This is a genomic window from Arthrobacter sp. SLBN-100 (assembly GCF_006715305.1).
GTDB lineage: Bacteria > Actinomycetota > Actinomycetes > Actinomycetales > Micrococcaceae > Arthrobacter.
On the sequence record NZ_VFMY01000001.1, the window covers coordinates 930493 to 952803 of the forward strand.

The following is a 22311-nucleotide window of genomic DNA, read 5'->3' on the forward strand; positions in this document are numbered from 1 at the left end:
TTCCGCGGTTTTGTTCAGCTGCTTACCGGTGTCGGCCGACTAACCTAGTTGGCGAAATCAAGAGGTGATGTGGGGTCACAACCTGGCAGCTCGGAGGTACAGGACTCCGTGCCGCCGCTGTCATGGAGCCTCCTGCGACTGCGAGATCCGAACCGAGTCAATCGGCTCGAACTCCCGCGTCAAGGACCCGCAAAGTGGATGTCAACATCGTAGCCAGCCTCTCGTAGATCCTCGCGGAGCACGTTCACCATTGCCCGGTCGTGACGGCGAATTGCCGTCTTGTCCCATGTGGTTCCGCTCTTGACCATGTCCGACATGAGTTGAAGTTTGGTGCTCTGCTTGACGATCTCTGTCTTGTTCGCCTTGTACGGGGGCAAGTTGTTGCTGAATTTGGAGTTCGTGCTGACACTCACTAGCGCGAGGTTTCCGAACATGTGGAGCTCCTTATCATCAGGCGTCACCAGGTCCCAGCCGTTATCGTCTCGATTTGCGTACTGAGGGAAGAAGTGCTCCACGGAGTTCCGGTACACGAAAGTGAAGTTGGGGTCGGCCGGGGAGGCGGGACCGGCACCCTCCGTTGCCAAGAGGTAGTCAAGGTAGGTGAACACGATTCGCTCAATATTGAACCCGGCTGGCTGGGACCCGACAAAGAATGCTTGCTGCACCTTCTGGCGCGCGTGTGTCCTTAAGACGGCGAGGATCGATTGAGCAGCGTCCTGCTGCGTCAGGCCGATGATCGGTTCGCGTAGGATTCTCGTGATCCACTGCATTGTCCGCGGGGAGGTGTAGGTGACTCGGAACATTGATTGGAGCAGCAGCACGTCGCGTGTCGCATCGTCAACGGGGGTGTCTTCCCTCTCCGCTCTGTCGGGCGAGAAGGCGTTCGGAAAGCGCGCATTGACCGTAGTGCGTTTGCCTCGTTGAGAGGCTGACTCTCCCCGGGTCAGGCGTTTAAGAGACCAGGCGCCGTCGTCAGCGTTGGTTGCCGTGAACTCACGCTTGAGAACGTAATTGTCGAGCACGAACTTGCATCGCAGGAGAACCTCGATGAACCCCTTGACCCGGTCCGACCGCTGAGTCTCGGAGAGAGGTTTGAAATCGCTTTCGAAAAGCTTGATCAACTTGCCGTCGTCGAGGTGGCCATCGACGTCGTCCTCGCCGTCCGTCTCCCTCAGAACTTTTAGCGCGTGAAGGAGCAGAGTTGGGAACTTGATGGGCGACTCGAACCGGCGACTTTCGGAGTCTTCCTCGGTTGGCTCCGCAGGGGTTCTGGCGTAGAGCCGGAGCGCTTCGCCCATGCTCACGCCCGCACTCCGGCTCACGCCGCTCCGGGCGTGAACCTGCGGACTTTTGAGGACCAGGTCATCGAATGTCGAAACCGTAAGGCGGTCCCATCTCGGGCTAAATATTTCGTCTCGCAAGTCGGTGTTGTTTGGAGTCAGCGCCATTTGGATGTACGAGTTCATCTCAGCGCAGGCGTCCCAGACCCACGCGAGGCAAGCCCTATCGTCCTCGACCTCCCCCGCCTCGTTGCGCAGGTAACTCATTAGTCGCGCCTTGATAATGTCGACCTGCTCCAGCTGCTGGCCACGGGTGTTCATGATCTCGAAGTACTTATTCAAGTCGGTCTGTACAGGGAGAATCGCTCGCACGAGCTGCACGTTATCCTCTAGGAATCTCTGAAAAGTGTCTCGTTCTTCGGGGGTCCTGAACTTCGCCATGCGCGACTTGATCACCTGAAATCCCAGCTGGATGCCGGCACCTTCGTCATCGTCCGAAGTCATGAGGCGCGTCAGCGCTTGGGTCGCGTTCCTCCGAGATTGATACGTGAGTTGCGCCTTCGGTGCGACTCCGAGGTGCGTCAATAGCATCAACAGGGTTGTCAGTCGTTGCTGACCATCAACGACCTCGAAGGTCACGCCATCCCTCCTGAGGCCGGGAGGCTTCCGGGCCACTATCAAATTACCTAAGAAGTAATCGTCAGCTTCCGCCTGTGCTGCCGCCCACACGTCATCAATGAGTTGCTCGATCTGCTCAACGCCCCAGGCGTAGCTGCGCTGATAAATTGGAATTTCGTAGTGCGTTTTCACCTCATCAAAGAGCTCGCCGACCGTAAACAAATTCGCTGCTAATTTTTCGATCATCAACCGGCCAACCTATCCAAGAGGCGCATCAAATCCTGCTCATGCTTTGGGATGTCGTCTCGTCCTTTGACCTCGAGGCGTAACCGCCGAAGTTCGGTTGAGGTCTCAGCACTCCGAAGAAGAACGAAAGCCGATGCATTGTGGTCTAAAGAACTGGCGTGGTTGTTCACGGTGACTAGCTGAAGCCGCTGGTAGCTCGTCCGGAGGGTATAGGCCCACGTGAACAACCGGCTCTTTGCCTCGCGAATGTCGACGTCGCCGAATTTGTTTGTGTAGTAGAGCAGTGCTGCCAGATAAAGCTCGGAAACGTATCGATACCTTGCTCGCGATGGGAGCTCGCGAAAGTCGTCGTCCGTGGAGGCGAAGTGGCCCCAAGACTTTTCCTTGCCCTCGTTCCCGTCCTGTTCATCGAAGCCCTCTTCGCGGAGTCTTCGTAATTCTGCCAACATGAACGCAACCATCTCGAAGAAGGACCGTCCTGCGACCACGGGTGCGTCGATTTGGAAGCGCGTTCGGTTGGTCATCCGGTTCGCTTCATCGGAGCGCTCAACCCAGGCCGCGAGCATAGGCACGGCGGTTTGAGCAGCGAGGTGGTAGCGCGCGGCGGGCGTGCTTGCCGATTTGGGTGTCAAGCCCTTGAAGGAGTCGATGTATCGCGTTGAGAAAGTTGGTGCGGAAAGTCCACGCGTCCACCGCTTGATACGCCAAAGGTACGTTGAGAAGAGCCGGTCGAGCTCTGCATCGGGGACATTCTGCCAACCTTCGACGAGGGCTTCTCGCATAGCGTCAGACTCGTCGCTCATCTCGCGCAGATGGTATGCCTTCAGCAAATCGTGTGGCAGCAGGGGTTTGCCCCGATAGTTCTGCGAGTCGAAGACCCGGAAAGCTTCGTCGGTGTCGTCCGTCTCCACACGGATGATCTCGCAGTTGTTGCGGACGAAGTCAGCGAATGCATGAATCGGCTCCTCCATGTGTCTAACCCGACGGGCCAGCTCCGTACGGACCCGAACTACGGGCGCGGCCTGGTCCTCGTGCTCTATCGGCAGGACTTCGGTGGGGAACTCGCTCGCTTCGTCGAGTAGATCTAACAGCATGGTGAGCGTCAAGAGACGCTGCTGGCCGTCGACGACATGGGTTTGGACATCCTCGTTGTCCCGGTGGAGGATGACGGCGCCGAGCACATACGAAGGCTCTGGAGCCTGCTCCGCATCTGGTGAGGCGTTCGGCGCAACGTTCTCTGGCCTAAATGCATTTCGGATGTCGTCGAAAAGTTGGAGCGCAGTGGCAGGCTCCCAGCTGTAGGGCCTTTGATAGGACGGGATCGTCAGTCCTTCATCTAACAGCTCACCAACGGTGACAACTCTGACGCCCTTCTCGCGATCAATAGCCACACGACACCCCTCTCGCAAATTGGGCAACCTACCAGCAGCCCGTCATTGAGACTCTAAGTGACTAGCTGCCCTACACAGTGCTTCGCGTGACGATCTACAGAGTGTGTCCTATGGGAAGACAACGAATACGTTGGCACTCTTGGAACAATAGGATCTGGAGCAGACCACCCCTTGGATCTCAGCCCAGGGCCGGCTCCCCCGTGGCCGCGCGGAGAACAGGGATGAACGTTGCCTGGCCCCCTGGCTCTCGGAGCGTCGGCGTGAAGCAGCTGAAGGGGCCCGTGACCCGGCCTACCGGAACGGACGCGCGCGTTCCGGAATGGGACGGAAACTAAAGGACAGCTGCGGACAACGCGCGATGGCAGGCCCGCATGGCCGTTCGTCGGCTTCCGGCGGGTGACACAGTCGAATCTGCCTGTTCGACTGTGCCAGGTATGGGTCGGGTCTAGCACGGCCGATAGGTCTTGCCGCCTGGTGCGTAGCAGCGCGGGCCTGTATATGCGTCACTTCCGGACGGGCCGGATCCGGAGTTATAGTCCCTCATTGCGGCTTCGTATGCTCGCCGATCCGCCTCCCGCTGGGGCGCAGCTGCATCCCACGCGGCCTCCCGGGCAGCGGCTTCGGCCTCGTTTTTGACCTGATACCCGTATGCCTTCTGAAGGTCGTCACTTCGCATATCTAGACGTCTAGAAATGTAGGAAATATTTGATGTAAGCAAATCAGAAGTCTGACGCGACTTTAGGACCAGGCTTGCCCCTGAATGGGGTTGGGTGCTCACCAGATTGGCAAGGGCGACAGCTGACTCCTTAACGGCCGCAAGCCCTGTAATGACGGCTAATTGCTTGGCCGAGGTGGATCGATCGCTGTCGGCCATTGCGACCGATGCCCGCTCCGAAAGAAGTGCGACCTGGCCCGCGAGAGTGAACTCGTCGCAGACGGCTACCTCCAGGCCAGCAGTACGTTCTTTTCGACTAGAGGCCCCAGCTCGGATGAGATTCCCACTTTCTTGGGACTACCGCCGCTGGCTGGAACAATAAAGAGGTCGACAGTTCCGCCGGAGTTACTGGACAGGAATGCCACGTTGCCGCCGTCGGGGCTTACTACGGGCGACGATACCTTGCGATTCGTCTCAGGTATCAGCGGGGTGCCAGGCCCCCCACTGTTATCTAATTCCAGGGGCTTAGCCTCGGAGCGGTAAATCATCGTTCTGCTGATACCGACCGAAACATACTCCGTATTGTTTATCCAATCCTGCACACTTGAGCTTCCAAGACCAGGACTGCCGTTTTCAAGGAACGTTTTGCACCCAGCGCAGACGCCGACGGCCATGCCATCGGTGTTTACGAAATAGTTGACGCCGGCCAGCTTCTTGTATTCCGTTACCGTCGTTGGATCTTTGATGGTGGTTTTCATGATTGTTGGCGGCGCTTTGGTGCTCATGCCCTCCGGCACGCGGGCGGCGAAGTAGAACGACCCGTCCGCGCCGAACATTGGGGTGTCGTGGGTAACAGTTGACGAAAAATCTGCGCCGCTGTCTGTCACGCTGGCCGATACATCTGTGAACGTTCCTTGGGTATCCACCCAGCCTACGTGAGTGGTTTTGTCTGCCGCTTTACGAACAGCGACAGCCAGTTGGAAGTCAGGCGAAAAAAGAGCACGCCGGATAACGGCGCCTCCGGAATTCATCTTCACGATTTCCTCAATTCGCCCACTCGCTTTAGAGAAATCTGCGACTACACGAGTGATGCCGGTGTCTGGGTCGATTTGCGAGATGGTCGTTCCGATGAAGTCACCGGTTGGACCGAAGCTCTCCGATGTCTGGCCCGTAAGGACGATGATGCCGCGAGGAGTTGTCTTTGACGGCGAGGGTGCTTCAGATGGATTCCGCGGCGGGGTGCTCGCTACGGGGGCGACGGATGAAGATGATGGGGTCGCTGCTTGAGGTGTCGGGGATCCACACCCACCGAGGGTCAGTCCTGAGACGGTAGCGAGTCCAATAATGCCTAGAGAGAAGTGCAATCTTTTCACGGTATTCCCCCATTTTCCTGTGCAATGATGGCCGAAGATTATCATCGCGGCCAACCCTACGACCTCTTATGCAGCAATGTTTCGCACTAAATCCCATTCCTCGGCACAGTTGATCCGCTAGAAACGGAAGACGAACAATCAGGGTCTGGCGACTATCTGATCAGGACACGATGGCGGACGTCTTGGAGTAGACCAAGATCCGGCGCTCCCATTTCGGCACCTTGGCGGTGAGTTTCTCGGAGCTCAGGTGCCAGTGGTGGAAAACGACGACGTCCAAGGTTGAAGTAGGGCAGATAGAGCCGTAGGCGCAAAAAAGCAACATGAAGACGATGTGTGGCATAGCGAGTGACCGACGCAACGTCCAGAGCCACAGTAGGATAGGGCGGCTGGGTTGCCCGAAACTTGAGAGGCACGGTCGGCCTTCAGAGTCATTCCCCGGCGGTCAGGCCGGTAGAGGCCACGAGCCGCGTGTCAGTACACAGCCGGAAGCGGCAAGCATCCGAAAGCTCCGCTTCCGACTGTGCCCTACCATCCAATGCCCCCAACCATCACGGTGTAGTAATACCTTCGGCTTTTTCCTGTTGCAGCACGATGGGAAGGCCAGCCAGCCTACGACGGCGACGTTCGATCCAAGTGCTCAATCGACCCTCCAAAGGCGCCAACCACTCCCGCACCGTGCCTTTGGCAAAATGCCGTGCTGTTGCGACGCTCACAAGAAAAACGCCAAAAACGGCAGCGACAACGCCAAACCAGTTCGGCGCCTGGGTCATCCATGGAGGATTTAGAAACTTCAGAATCGCGATTGCGGCCGAGGGAACGAGAAGGAGGAGAAACAATGTGCTGATAACCCCCCTAGCCGTAGCTTGCGCCCCCGCACGAAGCACGGCGTCACGTTCTGACGACTCCTGGTTTCGTTTTAGTAGTTCAGCCCGAGTGGCTTCCACTTGCCGTTGAGCCGCATCTCGTTGCGCGGTGGTTTTATCCAGCACGTCTGATTGGTCCAGCCACGATTTCGCCACCATGTCCGCGGACCGGGCCAGGTCCTCCTGCGATTTGCCGACTTGATCCATTCTTTGCAGCAATGGATGCTCAATGTCCTTCTTGATGCGCCCGAGGACTTCGACCGCGGAATCTGCCGACAAATATTGCTCGTCGCCGAGTGTCTCCTCCATCAGGGCTGTGCGGCCGACTGTTGTAGCCCGAAGAATTACGGCGTCATCAGCGTTCACGACGCCGCGCGATTCCAGTTTGGCTACCTCTTCGAGGTATCTCGCCCAAAGATGGCTATCCGGCTGCATGCCAGCGTATGCGGTAGCCAGGATCTGCTTTCGTGGGAGATCCGCTCCCACCGTTGGGCTCCGAACCCACAGAACGGCGGCAAGGGCACCGTCCGTCATTGCCAGCGGCCACTCGTGATTCTCTTGGTCCAATTTCTCAACGGCACGTACGAGACCATCGTTATCGGTGATCAGGATGTAGCCACACTTTTCAAATTGTCTAGGGGAGCTGCCTCGACGAAGACGATGAATAGCCGACAGGCTGTCTACGTCATACCTTCTCGTCCCGTCCGATCGATAACGGACGTGATTCTGAATTAGGTCCTCCAAACGCCCCTCGTCCAGCCCGTATTCCTTGTATCCATCTGGCTTAGGTCGGCGCTCGATCTGGAGTTCGACGAGGGCGGCGGGAACACGATCGCGGGCGAGAGCGATGTCAGACGGCGAAGTACGTGATTCCTGAAAATGCAGGTCAATAGGACGAAGACCTTCACGTCTGCGTCCACCGGCGCGGACTACTCCCTCTGCGCTAGCCAGTACACCGTCGAGCTCTTTCAAGGAGTGATCGAAACAATAAGTGGACGCACCGAGAGCTTGGGCGAGCTTGATCATCTGAAGGGTCGCCTGCAGCTGCGCCTCACCAGAAAATCCGAGCGCATTGATGAGCACCGGAGTGTCCAGATAAATCGAAAGGCCCTTCAGGGACTGGGCAAACGTCGAAGTATCCAGGGTTACTACGGAAGCGAGTATCGCACCCTTGACAGCGTCCTCAACGTAGCCGAAACCCGTCTGATCGACGTCCGCCAGATGCGCAATGAACTTTGAGATGACGTATTCTGAGGCCCGGCTTCCAGCCTCCCCAGCGGCCTTACGTCCCGTAAGGGATTGAGAAAGTAGCGGTACTGCGTGGTACTCGAGGTATCTGGCAAGCTCCCCCGCCGGATCAATGTTCAAGTCCCTGCTATGTTCTGCGTACCTTTCGCTGATGAATTCCGTGTACTTTGTTACGAGCTCGTTCTGCTGGCGTTCGTAGCGGGCGATGGACGCGGTGACGCCGGGTGCAGTTTTTTGGCCTTTGTCCGTGATCCTGTACATCTTCCCAACTCGGGATGCGTCGCCATCGCGAACTGCACGCTTGAGGATCTTCTCCACAACCAGATCTGGTGTAGTCAGACCGAACCGAGACCTAAGAATCTGAGCCAGACTTGCGCAAGTTATTCCAGACTGATGCTGGCAGAGGATGTCCAAGGCAAAACTACGAAAGTTGTCGACATAGCTTGGCGCCTGTGCGTCATAATTTGCCCTCAAGACAGCAAAGCCTATGAGCGAGGACTGGCTCGCGTTCATACTTCCCCCAACTAATCGAGTCTCACAATTCGGATATATGGTTCTCCCGCACACATCTCCGTGCAGGGGCACTGTAGTTGGGACAAGGGTCAACATCGCTCATATTGGTGCACTCGGCGGTTGAAGGCTTTGCGGCGCTCGAAGTCATCATCTACCCAATCGCTGGCCAGCCACCGACATCACACTCCGGTCCTGCGCCTGTACAAACAGGCGTAGTCGGCATGTCAACGACCAAGTCGAGTGGCAGTCCGCGATCGCTTTGGGTTTCGCCAAACGGGTCTTAACGCCAATCAGCGTGCGCTTCACAGATGGCAGGTAACTTGTCCCGTGTGCCAGCTACCTATCTTGGCGACTCACGTTCTAACATCACGGCGCAAAGGACCAATCATCTTGTCCAAGGATCAATTAGTTGTCTAAAGACCAACTGGGTCGTTTTTCTACAATCACCTACTTGGCCAACTGTATGAACAGCTGGCCAAGTAGTGTGAAACGTGGACATCTAACTTGGGAATTGGCCAGGTTCCGTGGAACCTCACAATCGCGGCAGGGGTCAGAAGTCGAGACTAGAAGTCCCAGTCCTCGTCTTCGGTGTTGACGGCCTTGCCGATGACGTAGGAGGAACCGGAACCCGAAAAGAAGTCATGGTTCTCGTCGGCGTTCGGTGACAGGGCCGAGAGGATGGCCGGGTTCACGTCGGTGACCGAAGCCGGGAACATCGCCTCGTAGCCCAGGTTCATGAGGGCCTTGTTGGCGTTGTAGTGCAGGAACTTCTTGACGTCCTCGGCCAGGCCGACGGAGTCATAGAGGTCATGCGTGTACTGGACTTCGTTCTCGTACAGCTCGAAGAGCAGCTCGAACGTGTAGTCCTTGATCTCCTGCTTGCGCTCCTCGGACAGGCCTTCCAAGCCCTTCTGGAACTTGTAGCCGATGTAGTAGCCGTGCACGGCCTCGTCGCGGATGATCAGGCGGATCAGGTCAGCCGTGTTCGTCAGCTTGGCACGCGAGGACCAGTACATGGGCAGGTAGAAGCCCGAGTAGAACAGGAAGCTCTCCAGCAGCGTAGAGGCCACCTTGCGCTTCAGGGGATCATCGCCCTGGTAGTAATCCATGACGATCTGCGCCTTCTTCTGAAGGTTCGCGTTCTCGGTGGACCAACGGAACGCCTCGTCGATCTCCTTGGTGGAGGCCAGCGTGGAGAAAATGGAGGAGTAGCTCTTGGCGTGCACGGACTCCATGAAGGCGATGTTGGTGTACACGGCTTCTTCATGCGGAGTCAGCGCATCCGGGATCAGGGAGACAGCGCCGACCGTGCCCTGGATGGTGTCCAGCAGGGTCAGACCGGTGAACACGCGCATGGTGAGCTGCTGCTCGTCGTGCGTGAGTGTGTTCCAGGACTGGACGTCATTCGACAGCGGAACCTTCTCCGGCAGCCAGAAATTGTTGACCAGACGGTTCCAGACCTCGACGTCCTTGTCGTCTTGGATCCGGTTCCAGTTGATGGCCTCAACGTGGCTAAGCAGCTTGACCTTCTCGGTCATGTCATCCCCTCAAAAGTTGGGTGGTTTTCTCTAAGTTAAAGCGTACGACGGCGGGCGGGCACCCGCCGTCGTACTTCTACATTTCAGTTGAAGATTCAACTAAAGTGCGCAGCTGACGCAGCCCTCCACCTCAGTCCCTTCCAGCGCGAGCTGGCGGAGACGGATGTAGTAGATGGTCTTGATGCCCTTTTTCCAGGCGTAGATCTGGGCCTTGTTGATGTCGCGTGTAGTGGCGGTGTCCTTGAAGAACAGCGTCAGGGACAGGCCCTGGTCCACGTGCTGCGTGGCGGCCGCGTAGGTGTCGATGACCTTCTCGTAGCCGATCTCGTACGCGTCCTGGTAGTACTCCAGGTTGTCGTTGGTCAGGTACGGCGCCGGGTAATACACGCGCCCCAGCTTGCCTTCCTTGCGGATCTCAATCTTGGACGCCACGGGGTGGATCGAGGAGGTGGAGTTGTTGATGTAGGAGATGGATCCCGTGGGCGGCACAGCCTGCAGGTTCTGGTTGTAGATGCCGTGCTCCATAACGGAAGCCTTCAGCGCCAGCCAGTCAGCCTGCGTGGGGATGTGCACATTCTTGAAGAGCTCCGCAACCTTCTCAGTCTGCGGAACCCATTCCTGCTCCGTGTACTTGTCGAAGAACTCGCCGGAAGCGTACTTGGACTTCTCGAAGCCGCCGAAGGTCTGGCCGGTCTCGATGGCCAGCAGGTTGGACGCACGGACAGCGTGGTACACCACGGAGTAGAAGTAGATGTTGGTGAAGTCCAGGCCTTCTTCGGAACCGTAGTGGACCCGCTCGCGGGCCAGGTAGCCGTGCAGGTTCATCTGGCCCAGGCCGATGGCGTGGCTCTGGTCGTTGCCCTTGGCGATGGACGGCACCGAGGTGATGTTGGACATGTCCGAGACTGCCGAGAGGGACCGGATGGCTGTCTCAACTGTCAGGCCAAAGTCAGGCGAGTCCATGGCCTTGGCAATGTTCAGCGAGCCCAGGTTGCAGGAAATGTCCTTGCCGGTGTCCGCGTAAGACAAGTCATCGTTGTACGTGGTGGGCTGGGAAACCTGGAGGATCTCCGAGCACAGGTTGGACATGATGATCTTGCCGTCAATCGGGTTTGCCCGGTTCACGGTGTCCTCGAACATGATGTACGGGTAGCCGGACTCGAACTGGATCTCGGCAAGGGTCTGGAAGAACTCGCGCGCCTTGATCTTGGTCTTCTTGATCCGGGAATCGTCCACCATCTCGTAGTACTTTTCGGTGACCGAGACGTCGGAGAACGGCATGCCGTAGACGCGTTCCACGTCGTACGGCGAGAACAGGTACATGTCCTCGTCCCTCTTGGCCAGCTCGAACGTGATGTCCGGGATGACAACGCCAAGGGAGAGGGTCTTGATGCGGATCTTCTCGTCCGCGTTCTCGCGCTTGGTGTCCAGGAAGCGGTAGATGTCCGGGTGGTGGGCGTGCAGGTACACGGCACCGGCACCTTGGCGGGCACCAAGCTGGTTGGCGTAGGAGAAGCTGTCTTCGAGGAGCTTCATCACGGGGATCACGCCGGAGGACTGGTTCTCGATCTGCTTGATCGGCGCGCCGACTTCGCGGATGTTGGTCAGGGCGAACGCCACACCGCCGCCGCGCTTGGAGAGCTGCAGCGCGGAGTTGATGGAGCGGCCGATCGACTCCATATTGTCTTCGATGCGCAGCAGGAAGCAGGAAACCAGTTCGCCGCGCTGCTTCTTGCCGGCGTTCAGGAACGTGGGGGTGGCCGGCTGGAAGCGGCCCTCGATGATCTCGTCCACCATCTGCAGGGCGAGCTGCTCGTTGCCGCGGGCCAGGTGCAGGGCCACCATGCAGACCCGGTCCTCGTAGCGCTCCAGGAAACGCTTGCCGTCAAACGTCTTCAGTGTGTACGAGGTGTAGAACTTGAAAGCGCCCAGGAAAGTCTCGAAGCGGAACTTCTTTTTGTACGCGCGGTTGAACAGGTCACGGATGAAGTTCATCGTGTACTGGTCGAGGGTTTCGCGCTCGTAGTAGTCGTTCTTGACCAGGTACTCGAGCTTCTCCTCCAGGTCATGGAAGAACACGGTGTTGTTGTTCACGTGCTGCAGGAAGTACTGGTGGGCGGCCTCCCGGTCCGCCTCGAACTGGATCTCGCCGCTGGGACCATACAGGTTCAGCATCGCATTCAGCTCGTGATACCCAAGGCCCTTGTAGGCGGCGGGCATCTCAGGCTTCTGGGCCCTGGTTACTTCTGTGTCTGCGACAGTCGTGTCCAAAACATGTCCAATCCATTGTTGACACGGGTCACGTCGTCCGGCGTGCCCATTAATTCGAAGCGGTAGAGGTGCGGTACTCCGCACTTGGCGGCGATGATGTCCCCCGCCATGCAGTAGTTGTCCCCGAAGTTTGTGTTGCCGGCTCCGATGACTCCGCGGATCAGCTGCCTGTTCTGCGGGTTGTTCAGGAACCGGATGACCTGCTTCGGAACGGACCCCTCTCCCCCGGTGCCGCCATACGTTGGCACCACCAGCACAAACGGCCGGGTGGCAAGGAGGGGTGCATCCTTCGGGAGCAGCGGAATCCGGGCCACCTCACGGCCAAGCTTCAAGACGAAGCGGCTGGTGTTCTCGGATGCCGAGGAAAAATAGATAAGTTGACTGCCGGTGACAACCGCAGGAACCGGCGTCCCTGGGTCCACGCGCTGAGCCGCGTGAACGTCCTGGGAAGTGCGGGATTCCTGTGCTGCTGGTGCTGCCACGGGAGTCACCTCAGCTGCTTGACGGTTGCCGGCAGGAAAAAGTGTGACCCCTTAGGCCACGGAGGAAACAGCGGAGAGCGCCAGTTCCTCGATCTTGTCCGGGCGGAAGCCTGACCAGTGGTCCTGGTCCGTGACCACAACGGGGGCCTGCATGTAACCCAGTGCCTTCAAGCGCTCGAGGGCTTCGGCGTCCTGGGAGATGTCAACGCTCTGGTACGCGATGCCCTTTTTGTCGAGAGCCCGGTAGGTGGCGTTGCACTGAACACAAGCAGGCTTAGTGTAAACCGTTACGGTCATGGTTCCTGTCCCCTTTTCTGGAAAACTTGCTCGTCCGGTGTTCCCGCCCAAGCTGTATCTAGATACTACATCTAGTGCAGACGCCTCTTTGGAACCCCAAGATGATGTATTACAAGTATGTCATTTAATGCACCTTTAATCCACAGGGAGGCGCCTTCAAAATGTCCGGAATCCCGCTGTTTTTGCGGACGGAATCCACATGCTGTGGAGTACTTAGCCACAATTAACGCCCAGCGTGTCGTGGAAAAGACGGCGTGTCGCCAGCAGGTTCCCTATGGCCGCACTCTTAGGACTCACGCTGGAAGCCAGCTACTCCTTGTACCGCCCCATTGTCGTTGGCATCATGAGAACACCAATCATGCCGGAACCTCAGACGGGAAGGCCATGAAGGCTGTTCAATTTGCCGAGTACGGAGGGCCGGAAGTCCTCAAGGTCGTCGACGTGGAGGAACCGCACGCCGGGCCGGGTCAGATCCGCGTGGCCGTTCGAGCGGCCGGCGTGAATGCCTTCGACTGGCAGTTCCGACGTGGGGCACTGGCAGCCTTCATGCGGGTCGAGTTACCTACGGGGGTAGGGCTTGATGCCTCCGGCATCGTTGACGAGGTCGGCGACGGCGTGAAGGGGACCGCTGTCGGAGACGAGGTTTTCGGCAGCATCCCCATAAATCCCGCAGGCACCTGGACGGCGGCGGCGGCCCAATATGCGGTGCTCGCTGAGTGGGTGAAGAAGCCGGAGAGTCTCTCGTTCGAGGAGGCTGCCGGGTACCCGATGTCGACCGAAGCGGCACGCCGGGCGCTGAACGTGTTGCCCCTGGAATCCGGTCAGACTCTTCTCATCAATGGGGCCGCAGGCGGCGTGGGCCTGGCCGCCGTCCAATTCGCCCTCGCCAGCGAAGCCACCGTGATCGGCACCGCCAGTGAAGGGCATCACCAGTATCTGCGCGCCCTTGGTGCGATCCCAACGACGTATGGCGCCGGCTTGGTCGATCGTGTGCGGGAGCTTGCCCCGAACGGCGTTGATGTCGCTTTCGACGCGGTGGGCTTCGGGGTCCTGCCGGAGCTTATTGAGCTCACGGGCAGTGCGGGGAAGGTAATTACGATAGCCGACAACCGGGCCTCCGAGTATGGTGCGCGGTTTTCCGGCGGCGTGGGCCCGGACCGTGCGCCGGAAGCACGCGCCGAAGCGGCGGCGCTGTTCGAGCAGGGAAACTTCCGGCTGCCGGTCGCGGAAACCTTTTCCTTGGACAATGTCGCGGCCGCGCACGCGAAAAGCGAGCAAGGCCACGTGCTCGGAAAGTTCATCGTGACCTTGTAGTCCATCGGCAGGCAGTTTGTTGCAGCAACCCACCCTTGACCGCTAACGGAAAGAGGATCAGCGATGAAACCGATGACACTGGCGTGCACTGCGGCTGCGACCGTTGCCACCGCAGCAGCCGGCTCGGCGGCGACGGATCCGGACAGCGGCTGGTACCGGCGGCTTCGCAAGCCGGACTGGCAGCCGCCCGCGATTGCCTTTCCCGTCGTGTGGACGGCACTTTACGCGGACCTCGCAGTGAGTTCCGCCGTGGCCCTGGACAGTGCCGCTGCGCTGGACAAAGCGGCAGCTACTGACAAAGCGGCTACGGACGGTGCGGCCACGGGCACCAGGAACCACAGCCGGGAAGTCCGCTCCTATCGAGGCGCGCTGGCCGCAAACCTCGTCCTCAATGCAACGTGGAGCTGGCTCTTCTGGCGTTCCCGCCGCCCGTGGCTCGCCGCGGCGGAGGCGGCCCTGCTCGCGGTAAGCAGTGCCGACCTGGTGCGGCGAACGCACCGCCTGAGCCCCGGCGCCGGCGTCTCCCTCGCCCCGTACGCCGCCTGGTGCGGTTTCGCCACCGCTTTGTCCACGGCGATTGCTGGGATCAATCCCGGAAAAGGCAACCGCCGACAGTAATTTGCCGGCCCCGGAATCCTAGAGCTGGACCTCCCGGCGGTCCAGCACCACCTGCTGCACATCCAGGTAGCCCGACTGGAAGCCGGCCCGGGAGTAGCAGAGGTAGAACAGCCACATCCGCTGGAACACCGCATCAAAGCCCAGCTCCCCCACCGCCTGCGAGCGCGCAAGGAACCGTTCCTCCCACAGCCGCAGGGTGGCCGCGTAGTGGTCCCCCATGCCCGTCCGCTCGCGCACGCGCAACGTGGTGTGCTGCTGGGTGACGCTCTCGATGGCCCGGACGGAGGGCAGGAAGCCGCCGGGGAAGATGTACTTGTGCACCCAGGTGTAGGCGTTCCGGGTGGCCAGCATCCGGCCGTGTGGCATGGTGATCGCCTGGATGGCCACCTTCCCGCCGGGCGCCAGGACACGGTCGATGGTCTGGAAGTAGATGGGCCAGTATTCGTAGCCGACGGCCTCGACCATCTCTACGGACACCACAGCGTCGTACTCGCCTTCCACCGCGCGATAGTCCTGGAGCGCCACCGTCACCCGGTCGGCGTAACCCGCCGCAGCGATCCGCTCCTGCGCGAGTGCCTGCTGCTCGCTGGAGAGGGTGACACTGTAGACAGTCGCCCCGCGCGCTGCTGCCCTCAGTGCCAGCTCACCCCAGCCGGTGCCGATTTCCAGCAGCCGGGTGCCTTCACCCACACCGGCCTTGTCCAGCAGCCTGTCGATTTTTGCCCGCTGCGCCGCCGCCAGCGCCTCCCACCCCACGGACCCCAGCTGTCCTGCCTCAGCCGGAAACAGGGCCGACGAGTAGCTCATCGTGGAGTCGAGAAAGTTCGAGAACAGGCTGTTGGAGAGGTCGTAGTGCCGCGAGATGTTGCTCCGCGTGTTCGCCTCGGCGTTCCTTTCCTGCCGGGGCGTGCGCGGCAGGTACAGGGCCCGCAGTTTCTGCAGCGGCGCGGGGATCAGCGTGTCCACCGAGGCGGCAAATACTTCGAGGACGCCGGCCAGGTTGCTCGCTTCCCAGTCCCCCGCCATGAAGGACTCCCCCAGCCCGATCAGGCCGTTGTCACCGATCCGGGCTTCGAACGCCTGGGGCCGGACCATCACCATCACCGGGGCGTCAGGCCCGCCGTTGCCCAGGACTATGCCGTCCGGGTACTCAACGCGCAGGGGCAGTCGCTTTACGGCCCCCTTGAAGAGGAGGCCTGCGGCCTTGCCTGCCACAACAGCTTTGGCGCCCGACGGCGGCTGCGCAACTTCCGGCCATACGTCGGCGTCGATGGTGGCGGGCGACGCCGGCACTCCCGTCGCCGTCCAGGCTGCGGCATAGTGCGGTGGGGCGTGGTCCGAAACCTTGCCTCCAGCGTTGTGTTCCCTGACAGGAGCTGCAGCCGTTTCGTTGTGATCAATCAGTGTCATTGAACTGCCTCCTGTGAGGGGTGGTGTGGCCGGGCGATGACGGGCAGGCGCCTTGCCCAGAGGGTAATGCCCTGTATCCGGATGAGGGCGGACACCAGCAGCGGCGCGGCCGGAACTGTGAACGCCGCAGCCAGGATGTTCCGCAGGGTGGCGGGCCGCCGCTTGCCGTCCACGGTCGCGATGAACGGCCGGTGGCCTTCGCGCTCCAGGACGATGGACACGGCCAGCCGCTCCCCCGGTGCAGGCAGCTTCATCCGGTATTGCCCGTCCACGTCGTTGAAGGGTGAAACGTAGAACGCCTTGGGAACGGAGGCACGCCCGGACGGGTCCGTCCTGAGGAGGTAGCAGTGCCGCTCGCCGTAAGTGTTGTGGACTTCGGCAACCACGGACCCCAGTCCGCCGTCCGCCCGGTGGCACCAGAACAAAGTGAGCGGATTGAAAACATAACCGAAGACCCTGGCGCTGGTCAGCATGTGGATAGGGCCGCCGTCGGGCTCTATCCCCTGCGTGCGCAGGTACCGCTCCACGTTGCTGCGGATGGTTGCGTCCGGATCGCCCAGATGGTCCCCGGCCCGGAACACGGCCAATGGCCGCAGCAGGAACGGGAGCCGCGGGAGCTCATCAACGTCGAGGAACCAGCTGTAGCTGCGGTACGTGAACGAGTTCTTCAAGGGGGTGTGCCGCACGTGGGAAATCGAGGTGCGGTAAATGGTGGCACTCATGAAGGATCCGCGGCGGCGGCAAGCTCCCGCTCTCCGTCCTCGGATAAGCCGGGCCCGTCAATGGGCAGGACGGGAGCCCATTGCCGGCCAAGCTTCTCGGCGGCACGGACGCCCGAAAGTGCGCCATCTTCATGGAACCCCCAGCCCAGGTAGGCACCCGCATAGGCGATACGGGAGTCGCTGAGTGCGGCGATTGCCTGCTGGGCCCGCACCGATTCCGGTGTGTACTGGGGGTGCTCGTAGACCATCCGCTCCAGCACTGCGTCATCGGAGATGAGTCCGGACTCCCCCAGGCTCACCAGGTAGCGCTTGCCGTCCACAGGGCTCAACCGCTGCAGGCGGGTCAGGTCGTAGCTGACCAGGACCTTGTCCGGACGGGCTTCACAGGACGGAAGCCGGTAGTTCCAGGATGCCTTGGCGTTGTCAGCGGTGGGCAGGACGGCAGGATCGCGGTGGAACACGGTGTGGTTGACGGAATACGGCATCCCGCCGAGTGCCTCCTTTTCATCCGGCGTGGCATCGGCCAGGAATCCGAGCGCCTGGGCCGGATGGGTGGCAATGACAACGGCCTCGAAATCCTCCACGCCCGCTTCCGTCACCAGTTCGATCCCCAGTACGTTCCGGCGGATGCCGATGACAGGGGTGTTGAGCCGGACATCCGGCAGGGTGGCCGCCAGCTTCTCCACGTACCGTGCGGAGCCGCCGGTCACCGTCCGCCACTGCGGAGAACCCTTAACGTCCAGCAATCCGTGGTGGCCAAGGAACGTGAAGAGGTAGCGGGCGGGGTAGGCCAAGGCCGTGGTGGGGTCGCAGGACCAGACGGCGCTCACCACAGGGGTCATAAAGTGGGAGACGAAGTAGGGGCTGAAGTTTTCACGCTGAAGGAACTCACCCAGGGTCACCTCGGGAACTGCCCCGTCCGGGCTGGCCGCGGAAACGGGGGCCATGTTCAGCAGTGCGCGGGCTTTCCGGTAGAAGCGGGTGACCTCCAGCAGCATCAGGAGATAGCGGCCCCGCAGCAGGCTGGAGGGGCGGGCGATGATTCCGCGGGCACCGTCGCGGGCGCCGGCGTATTCCAGGCCGCAGCCGTCGCAGCGGATGGACATGCTCATTTCGGAGGCCTGCGTTTCCACCCCCAGCTCGGCAAAAAGCCGCAGCAGCGTCGGGTAGGTCCGCTCGTTATGGACGATGAAGCCGGTGTCCACACCCAGCACCGAGCCGTCCGGTTGCGGCATGTCATGGGTGTGGGCGTGCCCGCCCAGCCGCGAATCCGCCTCGAAAAGGGTCACGTCGTCCTGCCGGTTGAGGACATAGGCGGCCGTGAGGCCCGCGACGCCGCTGCCGATGACGGCCACCCGCCGTCGTCCGCCGCCGCTTACTGCTGGGTCAGGTGACAATTTATGCTCCTCTGCTGAACATTTGCCAGTGATGGGTATACAGGGGGCAATTCGCAGCGCCCGGGGCAACGGATGGGTATGCGTTGACGCTTCTTCGCCAGGAGACGGCAGAGTACTGTGGGCTGGTGGTAAATCCGGTACACCTGAAGACCCTCCTGGAGGTCACGCGGCTGGGCTCGTTCGCGGCCGCCGCGGCAACGCTTGGCTACACCGCCTCGGCAGTCTCCCAACAGATGTCCGCGCTGGAACGTGACACCGGCGTGGTCCTCTTCCAGCGCTCGGCACGCAGCGTGGTGCCCACGGAAGCCGCCGTCGTGATGACCCGGCACGCCGCGAAGGTGCTCACGGACATCGAGGCGCTGATGGCCGCCGCCTCCAAAACCCAGGATTCGGCCCACCAGGAACTGCGCCTGGGAATCTTCCCCAGCCTCGCCACCTTTGTCCTGCCGCGAATTCTGAAGAATCCGACGTGGAAGAACCTGGGGATCGACCTGAAGGTCTCCGTCGCTGAACCCGGCCAGACCATCCAGGGGCTGCGCACCGGTGGGGACCTGGACCTGGCAGTGGTTTTCCAGGTAGGCCAGACCGGCTTCGCTTGGCCCAACACGATCAACAGGCAATGGATCGGCGACGACGACTTCCGCGTGGTGCTGCCCGCTGGCTGGGGGTTCCGGGCCGACGCAAAAGTGGCAGCCGACCACCTGTCCGAAATGCCCTGGATCATGCACCACCCGGGCACCAGCGACGCCATGGTCATCGAACGGCTTTTTGCCGGCTGCAACCTGCACCCCCGGGTAGTGGCCCACAGTGACGACTTCCATGCAAGCCTGGAAATGGCGGCGGCCGGGCTGGGCGCAGCACTGGTCCCCGAGCTTGCGCTGCGGAACAAGCCCGCCGGCGTGGTGGTGCTGGATGTCCCGGAAATCCGGCTGGCCCGCAACGTTTTCGCGCTGCTCATCAACGACAGGAAAACTGCCCGGGTACAGCTGTTCGTCGACCTGCTGGCCGAAACCTTCGCCGGGATGCGCAGGGCGGTGAATTAGGCCTGAACGCTGGAATGCACCGCTGTTCGGGACTATGTTGAAACTATGAACAAGGTAGCGAGCCAGCACTTTGGAGAGATCGAGCTCAATCACGGCGGGGACCACAACATCGCCGTCAAGCATGAGCTGCGGGGCCATCCGCTGGAACTCGACCTGAACATCACCGCGCACGACCACTTCGACGAGGCAGCACTGCGCAAGGTGGATTACCGTTTGCGGTTCCTGCCTGAACTGGTGGACGAGGTGCGGGACATGATTGCGGAGGAGCTGGACCAGGAAGGCACCAGCCCGCAGGAATACCTGCATTTCCACTGCAATGCGCTCAAGGATGAGCACCTGCATAAAGTTTTTGGTGTGGAGCACCGCAGTCAACTCACCAACGAAGTGTTCCTCAAAGCACTCAAGCTCGGCCACGTTGGCATCTATCCCGGCCAGCCCGAGCGCTACTTCGTCCTGGACTTCACCCTGGGCGAGCATTTCACCGATGAAGTCCTGGTGGCCTCGGCCGACGAGGACGGCGTGGTGGACGACGAGATCGTCTGGGAGTCCTGACGCGGGATTCATTTAAACCAAAACGGTGGCTGAGCAGACGCTCAACCACCGTTCCTGGTTTCGACAGGCTCAACCACCGGTGGTTGAGCCTGTCGAAACCCTTGCCGTTGTTTTACTTGGCAGCTTCCAGCAGGCCGGCGCGGACGGCCTTGGTGGCCTCGACCAGGTTCCGCAGTGATTCCTCGGTCTCGGTGTAACCGCGGGTCTTGAGGCCGCAGTCCGGGTTGACCCAGAGCTGGCGGGACGGAACGTGCTTCACGGCGGTGCTGAGCAGTTCAGTGACTTCCCCGGTGCCGGGAACGCGCGGCGAGTGGATGTCGTAGACACCCGGACCAACGCCGCGGCCGAAGCCATGGGACTCGAGGTCGTGCACAACCTCCATGCGGGACCGGGCAGCCTCGATGGAGGTCACGTCGGCGTCCAGGCCATCGATGGCGTCGATGATCACACCGAACTCGGAGTAGCAGAGGTGGGTGTGGATCTGGGTTGCGTCGGCAGCACCGGCGGTGGCCAGGCGGAAGGAGTCCACGGACCACTTCAGGTAGTCGGCGTGATCGGCCTTGCGCAGCGGGAGGAGTTCGCGCAGCGCGGGCTCGTCAACCTGGATGACCTTGATGCCGGCGGCTTCGAGGTCGGCGATCTCGTCGCGCAGGGCCAGGCCAACCTGGTTGGCGGTCTCGCCCAGCGGCTGGTCGTCGCGGACGAAAGACCAAGCCAGGATGGTGACCGGACCGGTGAGCATGCCCTTCATCGGCTTGCTGGTCAGCGACTGCGCGTACCTGGCCCACTCCACCGTGATGGGAGCGCTGCGCGTCACGTCGCCCCACAGGATGGACGGACGCGTGCAGCGCGAACCATAAGACTGGACCCAGCCGTGGTCGGTGACGTCGAAGCCTTCGAGGTTCTCGGCGAAGTACTGCACCATGTCGTTGCGCTCGGGCTCGCCGTGGACCAGGACGTCGTAGCCCAGCTCTTCCTGCAGGTCCACAACGCGCTTGATCTCGTCCTTCATGAGCTTTTCGTACTGCTCGTTGGTGAGATCGCCCTTGTTGTTGCGGGCGCGGGCCGAACGGATCTCCGAGGTCTGCGGGAAGGAACCGATGGTGGTGGTGGGCAGCGGCGGGAGGTGCAGCGCCTCTTCCTGGGCAGCTTCGCGGACAGAGTACTCGGAACGGGAGAAGTCGGCGGCGGTCAGGGCTTCGGTGCGGGCCCGGACGTCTGAACGGCGGACGCCTTCTGCGGTGGCGCGTGAGGCGATCACTGCTGTTGCTTCCTCGATGGCAGCCTTGGCGGCAGCAGGATCGGCCAGGTAGGACGCGAGGGTGGTGACCTCAACGGCCTTCTGGTCCGAGAACGCGAGCCAGCTGCGGAGCTGCTCGGAAAGCTGCGTCTCCTCGGCAACGTCGTGCGGAACGTGCTGGGTGGAGGTGGAGGTGGAGACCGCGAGCTTGCCGGCGGCTGCCTTCGATGCGTCCAGCTTCGCAGCGGAAGCGGCGAGGTCGTTGCGCCAGATGTTGTGGCCGTCCACGACGCCGGCAACCAGGGTTTTGTTGCCCAGGCCCGCCAGGGCGGCTGGGGACGGAACGGCGCCCTTGAAGACGTCGATGTGCAGGGCGTCGATGTTGGTGGCGGCGAGGGTGCCGAGCTGGGCGTCGAGCGAGCCGTACGGGGTGGAGACGAGGATCTGCGGGCGGCTTGCCGCAGCGGTAAGGACCTCATAGGCGCGGGCAACGGCTGCTTCGATTTCGGCGGCCGGGGTGTCCTGGTCAACCACAAGTGCCGGCTCGTCGAGCTGGACCCAGCTGGCTCCGGCGGCGGCGAGCTTCTCGAGGAGCTGGACGTAGACGGGCAGGATGTCCTCGAGGCGGGACAGCGGGGCGAAGCCGGCGGGGGCGTCGTCGGAGGCCTTGGAGAGCAGCAGGTAGGTGACCGGGCCAACGAGGTAGGGGCGGGTCTCGATGCCGTTGGCCAGGGCGAAGGCGAACTCGTCGACCTTGGCGGTGGACGCGAGGGTGAACTCGGTCTCCGGGCCGATTTCCGGCACCAGGTAGTGGTAGTTGGTGTCGAACCACTTGGTCATTTCCAGCGGCTGCTGTTCCTTGTTGCCGCGGGCCAGCGTGAAGTAGCCGTCGACGTCGAGCTGTCCCTCCGCGTTGAGGAGCTGGCCGAAGCGGGCCGGTACTGCGCCGAGGTGCGCGGTGGTGTCCAGGACCTGGTCGTAGTAGGAGAAGGTGCCAGGCACGGCAGCGGCTTCGGTCAGGCCGAGCTCCTGCAGGCGCTTGGCGATGGTGAGCTGGATGTCCCTCGCGGCTGCGTCCAGTGCGGCGGCGTCGATCTTGCCGGCCCAGTAGGCCTCGACGGCCTTCTTAAGCTCGCGCCGGCGGCCGATGCGGGGGTAGCCCAGGAGTGAGGCGGACGGGAATGGCGTGTTGTTTTTAGACATGGCAAATTCCTCTGATAGGAGCTGGGTCTGAAAGTGG

16 protein-coding genes are annotated in these 22311 nt (G+C 61.1%); 4 read left to right on the forward strand and 12 right to left on the reverse strand.

The genetic code is table 11. The features are described from left to right. Window positions 1-179 precede the first annotated feature (179 nt). The 8 genes from FBY31_RS04345 to nrdH all read right to left on the reverse strand — a co-directional run bounded on the left by FBY31_RS04345 (window position 180) and on the right by nrdH (window position 12775). Window positions 180-2144 (reverse strand): DUF262 domain-containing protein, encoded by a 1965-nt coding sequence (locus FBY31_RS04345; protein WP_235013174.1) that lies wholly within the window; start codon window positions 2142-2144, stop codon window positions 180-182. Beyond that, window positions 2144-3535, reverse strand: coding sequence for a DUF262 domain-containing protein (locus FBY31_RS04350; protein WP_142037372.1), 1392 nt, complete (start codon window positions 3533-3535; stop codon window positions 2144-2146). The genes FBY31_RS04345 and FBY31_RS04350 overlap by 1 nt, the downstream gene beginning before the upstream one ends. Window positions 3536-4474: 939 nt before the next feature. Further along, window positions 4475-5227, reverse strand: coding sequence for a hypothetical protein (locus FBY31_RS04355; protein WP_142037375.1), 753 nt, complete (start codon window positions 5225-5227; stop codon window positions 4475-4477). An 884-nt stretch (window positions 5228-6111) separates the two neighbouring features. Continuing rightward, on the reverse strand, window positions 6112-8187 hold the full coding sequence (locus tag FBY31_RS04360) for a hypothetical protein (RefSeq protein WP_142037378.1): 2076 nt from the start codon (window positions 8185-8187) through the stop codon (window positions 6112-6114). Between the two features lie 563 nt (window positions 8188-8750). Next, window positions 8751-9725 carry a class 1b ribonucleoside-diphosphate reductase subunit beta gene (gene nrdF, locus FBY31_RS04365; RefSeq protein WP_142037381.1) on the reverse strand — a complete coding sequence of 325 codons (975 nt, stop codon included), beginning with the start codon at window positions 9723-9725 and terminating at the stop codon, window positions 8751-8753. 99 nt (window positions 9726-9824) lie between these two features. Beyond that, window positions 9825-11945, reverse strand: a complete 2121-nt coding sequence (gene nrdE / locus FBY31_RS04370) for a class 1b ribonucleoside-diphosphate reductase subunit alpha (RefSeq protein ID WP_142037384.1) — start codon at window positions 11943-11945, stop codon at window positions 9825-9827. A gap of 20 nt (window positions 11946-11965) precedes the next feature. Then, window positions 11966-12418 (reverse strand): class Ib ribonucleoside-diphosphate reductase assembly flavoprotein NrdI, encoded by a 453-nt coding sequence (gene nrdI / locus FBY31_RS04375; protein WP_142045044.1) that lies wholly within the window; start codon window positions 12416-12418, stop codon window positions 11966-11968. 111 nt (window positions 12419-12529) lie between these two features. Further along, a complete protein-coding gene (gene nrdH, locus FBY31_RS04380) occupies window positions 12530-12775 on the reverse strand; it encodes a glutaredoxin-like protein NrdH (RefSeq protein ID WP_050054847.1) in 246 nt (81 codons plus the stop codon). 384 nt (window positions 12776-13159) lie between these two features. On the opposite strand from nrdH, the gene FBY31_RS04385 reads away from it, so the two are divergent. Both FBY31_RS04385 and FBY31_RS04390 read left to right on the forward strand, forming a co-directional pair. Further along, window positions 13160-14089, forward strand: coding sequence for an NADP-dependent oxidoreductase (locus tag FBY31_RS04385; RefSeq protein ID WP_142037387.1), 930 nt, complete (start codon window positions 13160-13162; stop codon window positions 14087-14089). Between the two features lie 63 nt (window positions 14090-14152). Continuing rightward, entirely contained in the window at window positions 14153-14707 is a 555-nt protein-coding gene (locus FBY31_RS04390; protein WP_142037390.1) for a TspO/MBR family protein, read from the forward strand. Window positions 14708-14725: 18 nt separating this feature from the next. Here the strand turns inward: FBY31_RS04390 and FBY31_RS04395 are convergent, their stop codons facing one another. From FBY31_RS04395 to FBY31_RS04405, 3 genes are read right to left on the reverse strand one after another with little or no spacing between them, the layout of a single operon-like run. Continuing rightward, window positions 14726-16117, reverse strand: coding sequence for a class I SAM-dependent methyltransferase (locus FBY31_RS04395; RefSeq protein WP_200833304.1), 1392 nt, complete (start codon window positions 16115-16117; stop codon window positions 14726-14728). Further along, window positions 16114-16839, reverse strand: a complete 726-nt coding sequence (locus tag FBY31_RS04400) for a DUF1365 domain-containing protein (protein WP_142037393.1) — start codon at window positions 16837-16839, stop codon at window positions 16114-16116. The genes FBY31_RS04395 and FBY31_RS04400 overlap by 4 nt, the downstream gene beginning before the upstream one ends. After that, window positions 16836-18236: an NAD(P)/FAD-dependent oxidoreductase gene (locus FBY31_RS04405; protein ID WP_142037395.1), complete on the reverse strand. Its 1401-nt coding sequence runs from the start codon at window positions 18234-18236 to the stop codon at window positions 16836-16838. Before FBY31_RS04405 ends, FBY31_RS04400 begins: the two co-directional genes overlap by 4 nt. 125 nt (window positions 18237-18361) lie before the next feature. Here FBY31_RS04405 and FBY31_RS04410 point away from each other — a divergent pair, with 125 nt between their 5' ends. Next, window positions 18362-19279 (forward strand): LysR family transcriptional regulator, encoded by a 918-nt coding sequence (locus FBY31_RS04410; protein ID WP_142037398.1) that lies wholly within the window; start codon window positions 18362-18364, stop codon window positions 19277-19279. Window positions 19280-19324: 45 nt separating this feature from the next. Further along, complete coding sequence (locus FBY31_RS04415; RefSeq protein WP_142037400.1) at window positions 19325-19831, forward strand: DUF2004 domain-containing protein; 507 nt, start codon at window positions 19325-19327, stop codon at window positions 19829-19831. 112 nt (window positions 19832-19943) lie between these two features. On the opposite strand, the gene metE is transcribed toward FBY31_RS04415, so the two are convergent. After that, window positions 19944-22274, reverse strand: coding sequence for a 5-methyltetrahydropteroyltriglutamate--homocysteine S-methyltransferase (gene metE / locus FBY31_RS04420; RefSeq protein ID WP_142037403.1), 2331 nt, complete (start codon window positions 22272-22274; stop codon window positions 19944-19946). Window positions 22275-22311 lie beyond the last annotated feature (37 nt).

What these genes read in the sequence shown, in the direction of transcription:
- FBY31_RS04345 (WP_235013174.1), bottom strand. Translation starts at nt 2,144, where the DNA reads ATGATCGAAAAATTAGCAGCGAATTTGTTTACGGTCGGCGAGCTCTTT.
- FBY31_RS04400 (WP_142037393.1), bottom strand. Translation starts at nt 16,839, where the DNA reads ATGAGTGCCACCATTTACCGCACCTCGATTTCCCACGTGCGGCACACC.
- nrdH (WP_050054847.1), bottom strand. Translation starts at nt 12,775, where the DNA reads ATGACCGTAACGGTTTACACTAAGCCTGCTTGTGTTCAGTGCAACGCC.
- FBY31_RS04395 (WP_200833304.1), bottom strand. Translation starts at nt 16,117, where the DNA reads ATGACACTGATTGATCACAACGAAACGGCTGCAGCTCCTGTCAGGGAA.
- FBY31_RS04415 (WP_142037400.1), top strand. Translation starts at nt 19,325, where the DNA reads ATGAACAAGGTAGCGAGCCAGCACTTTGGAGAGATCGAGCTCAATCAC.
- nrdF (WP_142037381.1), bottom strand. Translation starts at nt 9,725, where the DNA reads ATGACCGAGAAGGTCAAGCTGCTTAGCCACGTTGAGGCCATCAACTGG.
- nrdE (WP_142037384.1), bottom strand. Translation starts at nt 11,945, where the DNA reads ATGCCCGCCGCCTACAAGGGCCTTGGGTATCACGAGCTGAATGCGATG.
- FBY31_RS04360 (WP_142037378.1), bottom strand. Translation starts at nt 8,187, where the DNA reads ATGAACGCGAGCCAGTCCTCGCTCATAGGCTTTGCTGTCTTGAGGGCA.
- FBY31_RS04390 (WP_142037390.1), top strand. Translation starts at nt 14,153, where the DNA reads ATGAAACCGATGACACTGGCGTGCACTGCGGCTGCGACCGTTGCCACC.
- FBY31_RS04385 (WP_142037387.1), top strand. Translation starts at nt 13,160, where the DNA reads ATGAAGGCTGTTCAATTTGCCGAGTACGGAGGGCCGGAAGTCCTCAAG.
- metE (WP_142037403.1), bottom strand. Translation starts at nt 22,274, where the DNA reads ATGTCTAAAAACAACACGCCATTCCCGTCCGCCTCACTCCTGGGCTAC.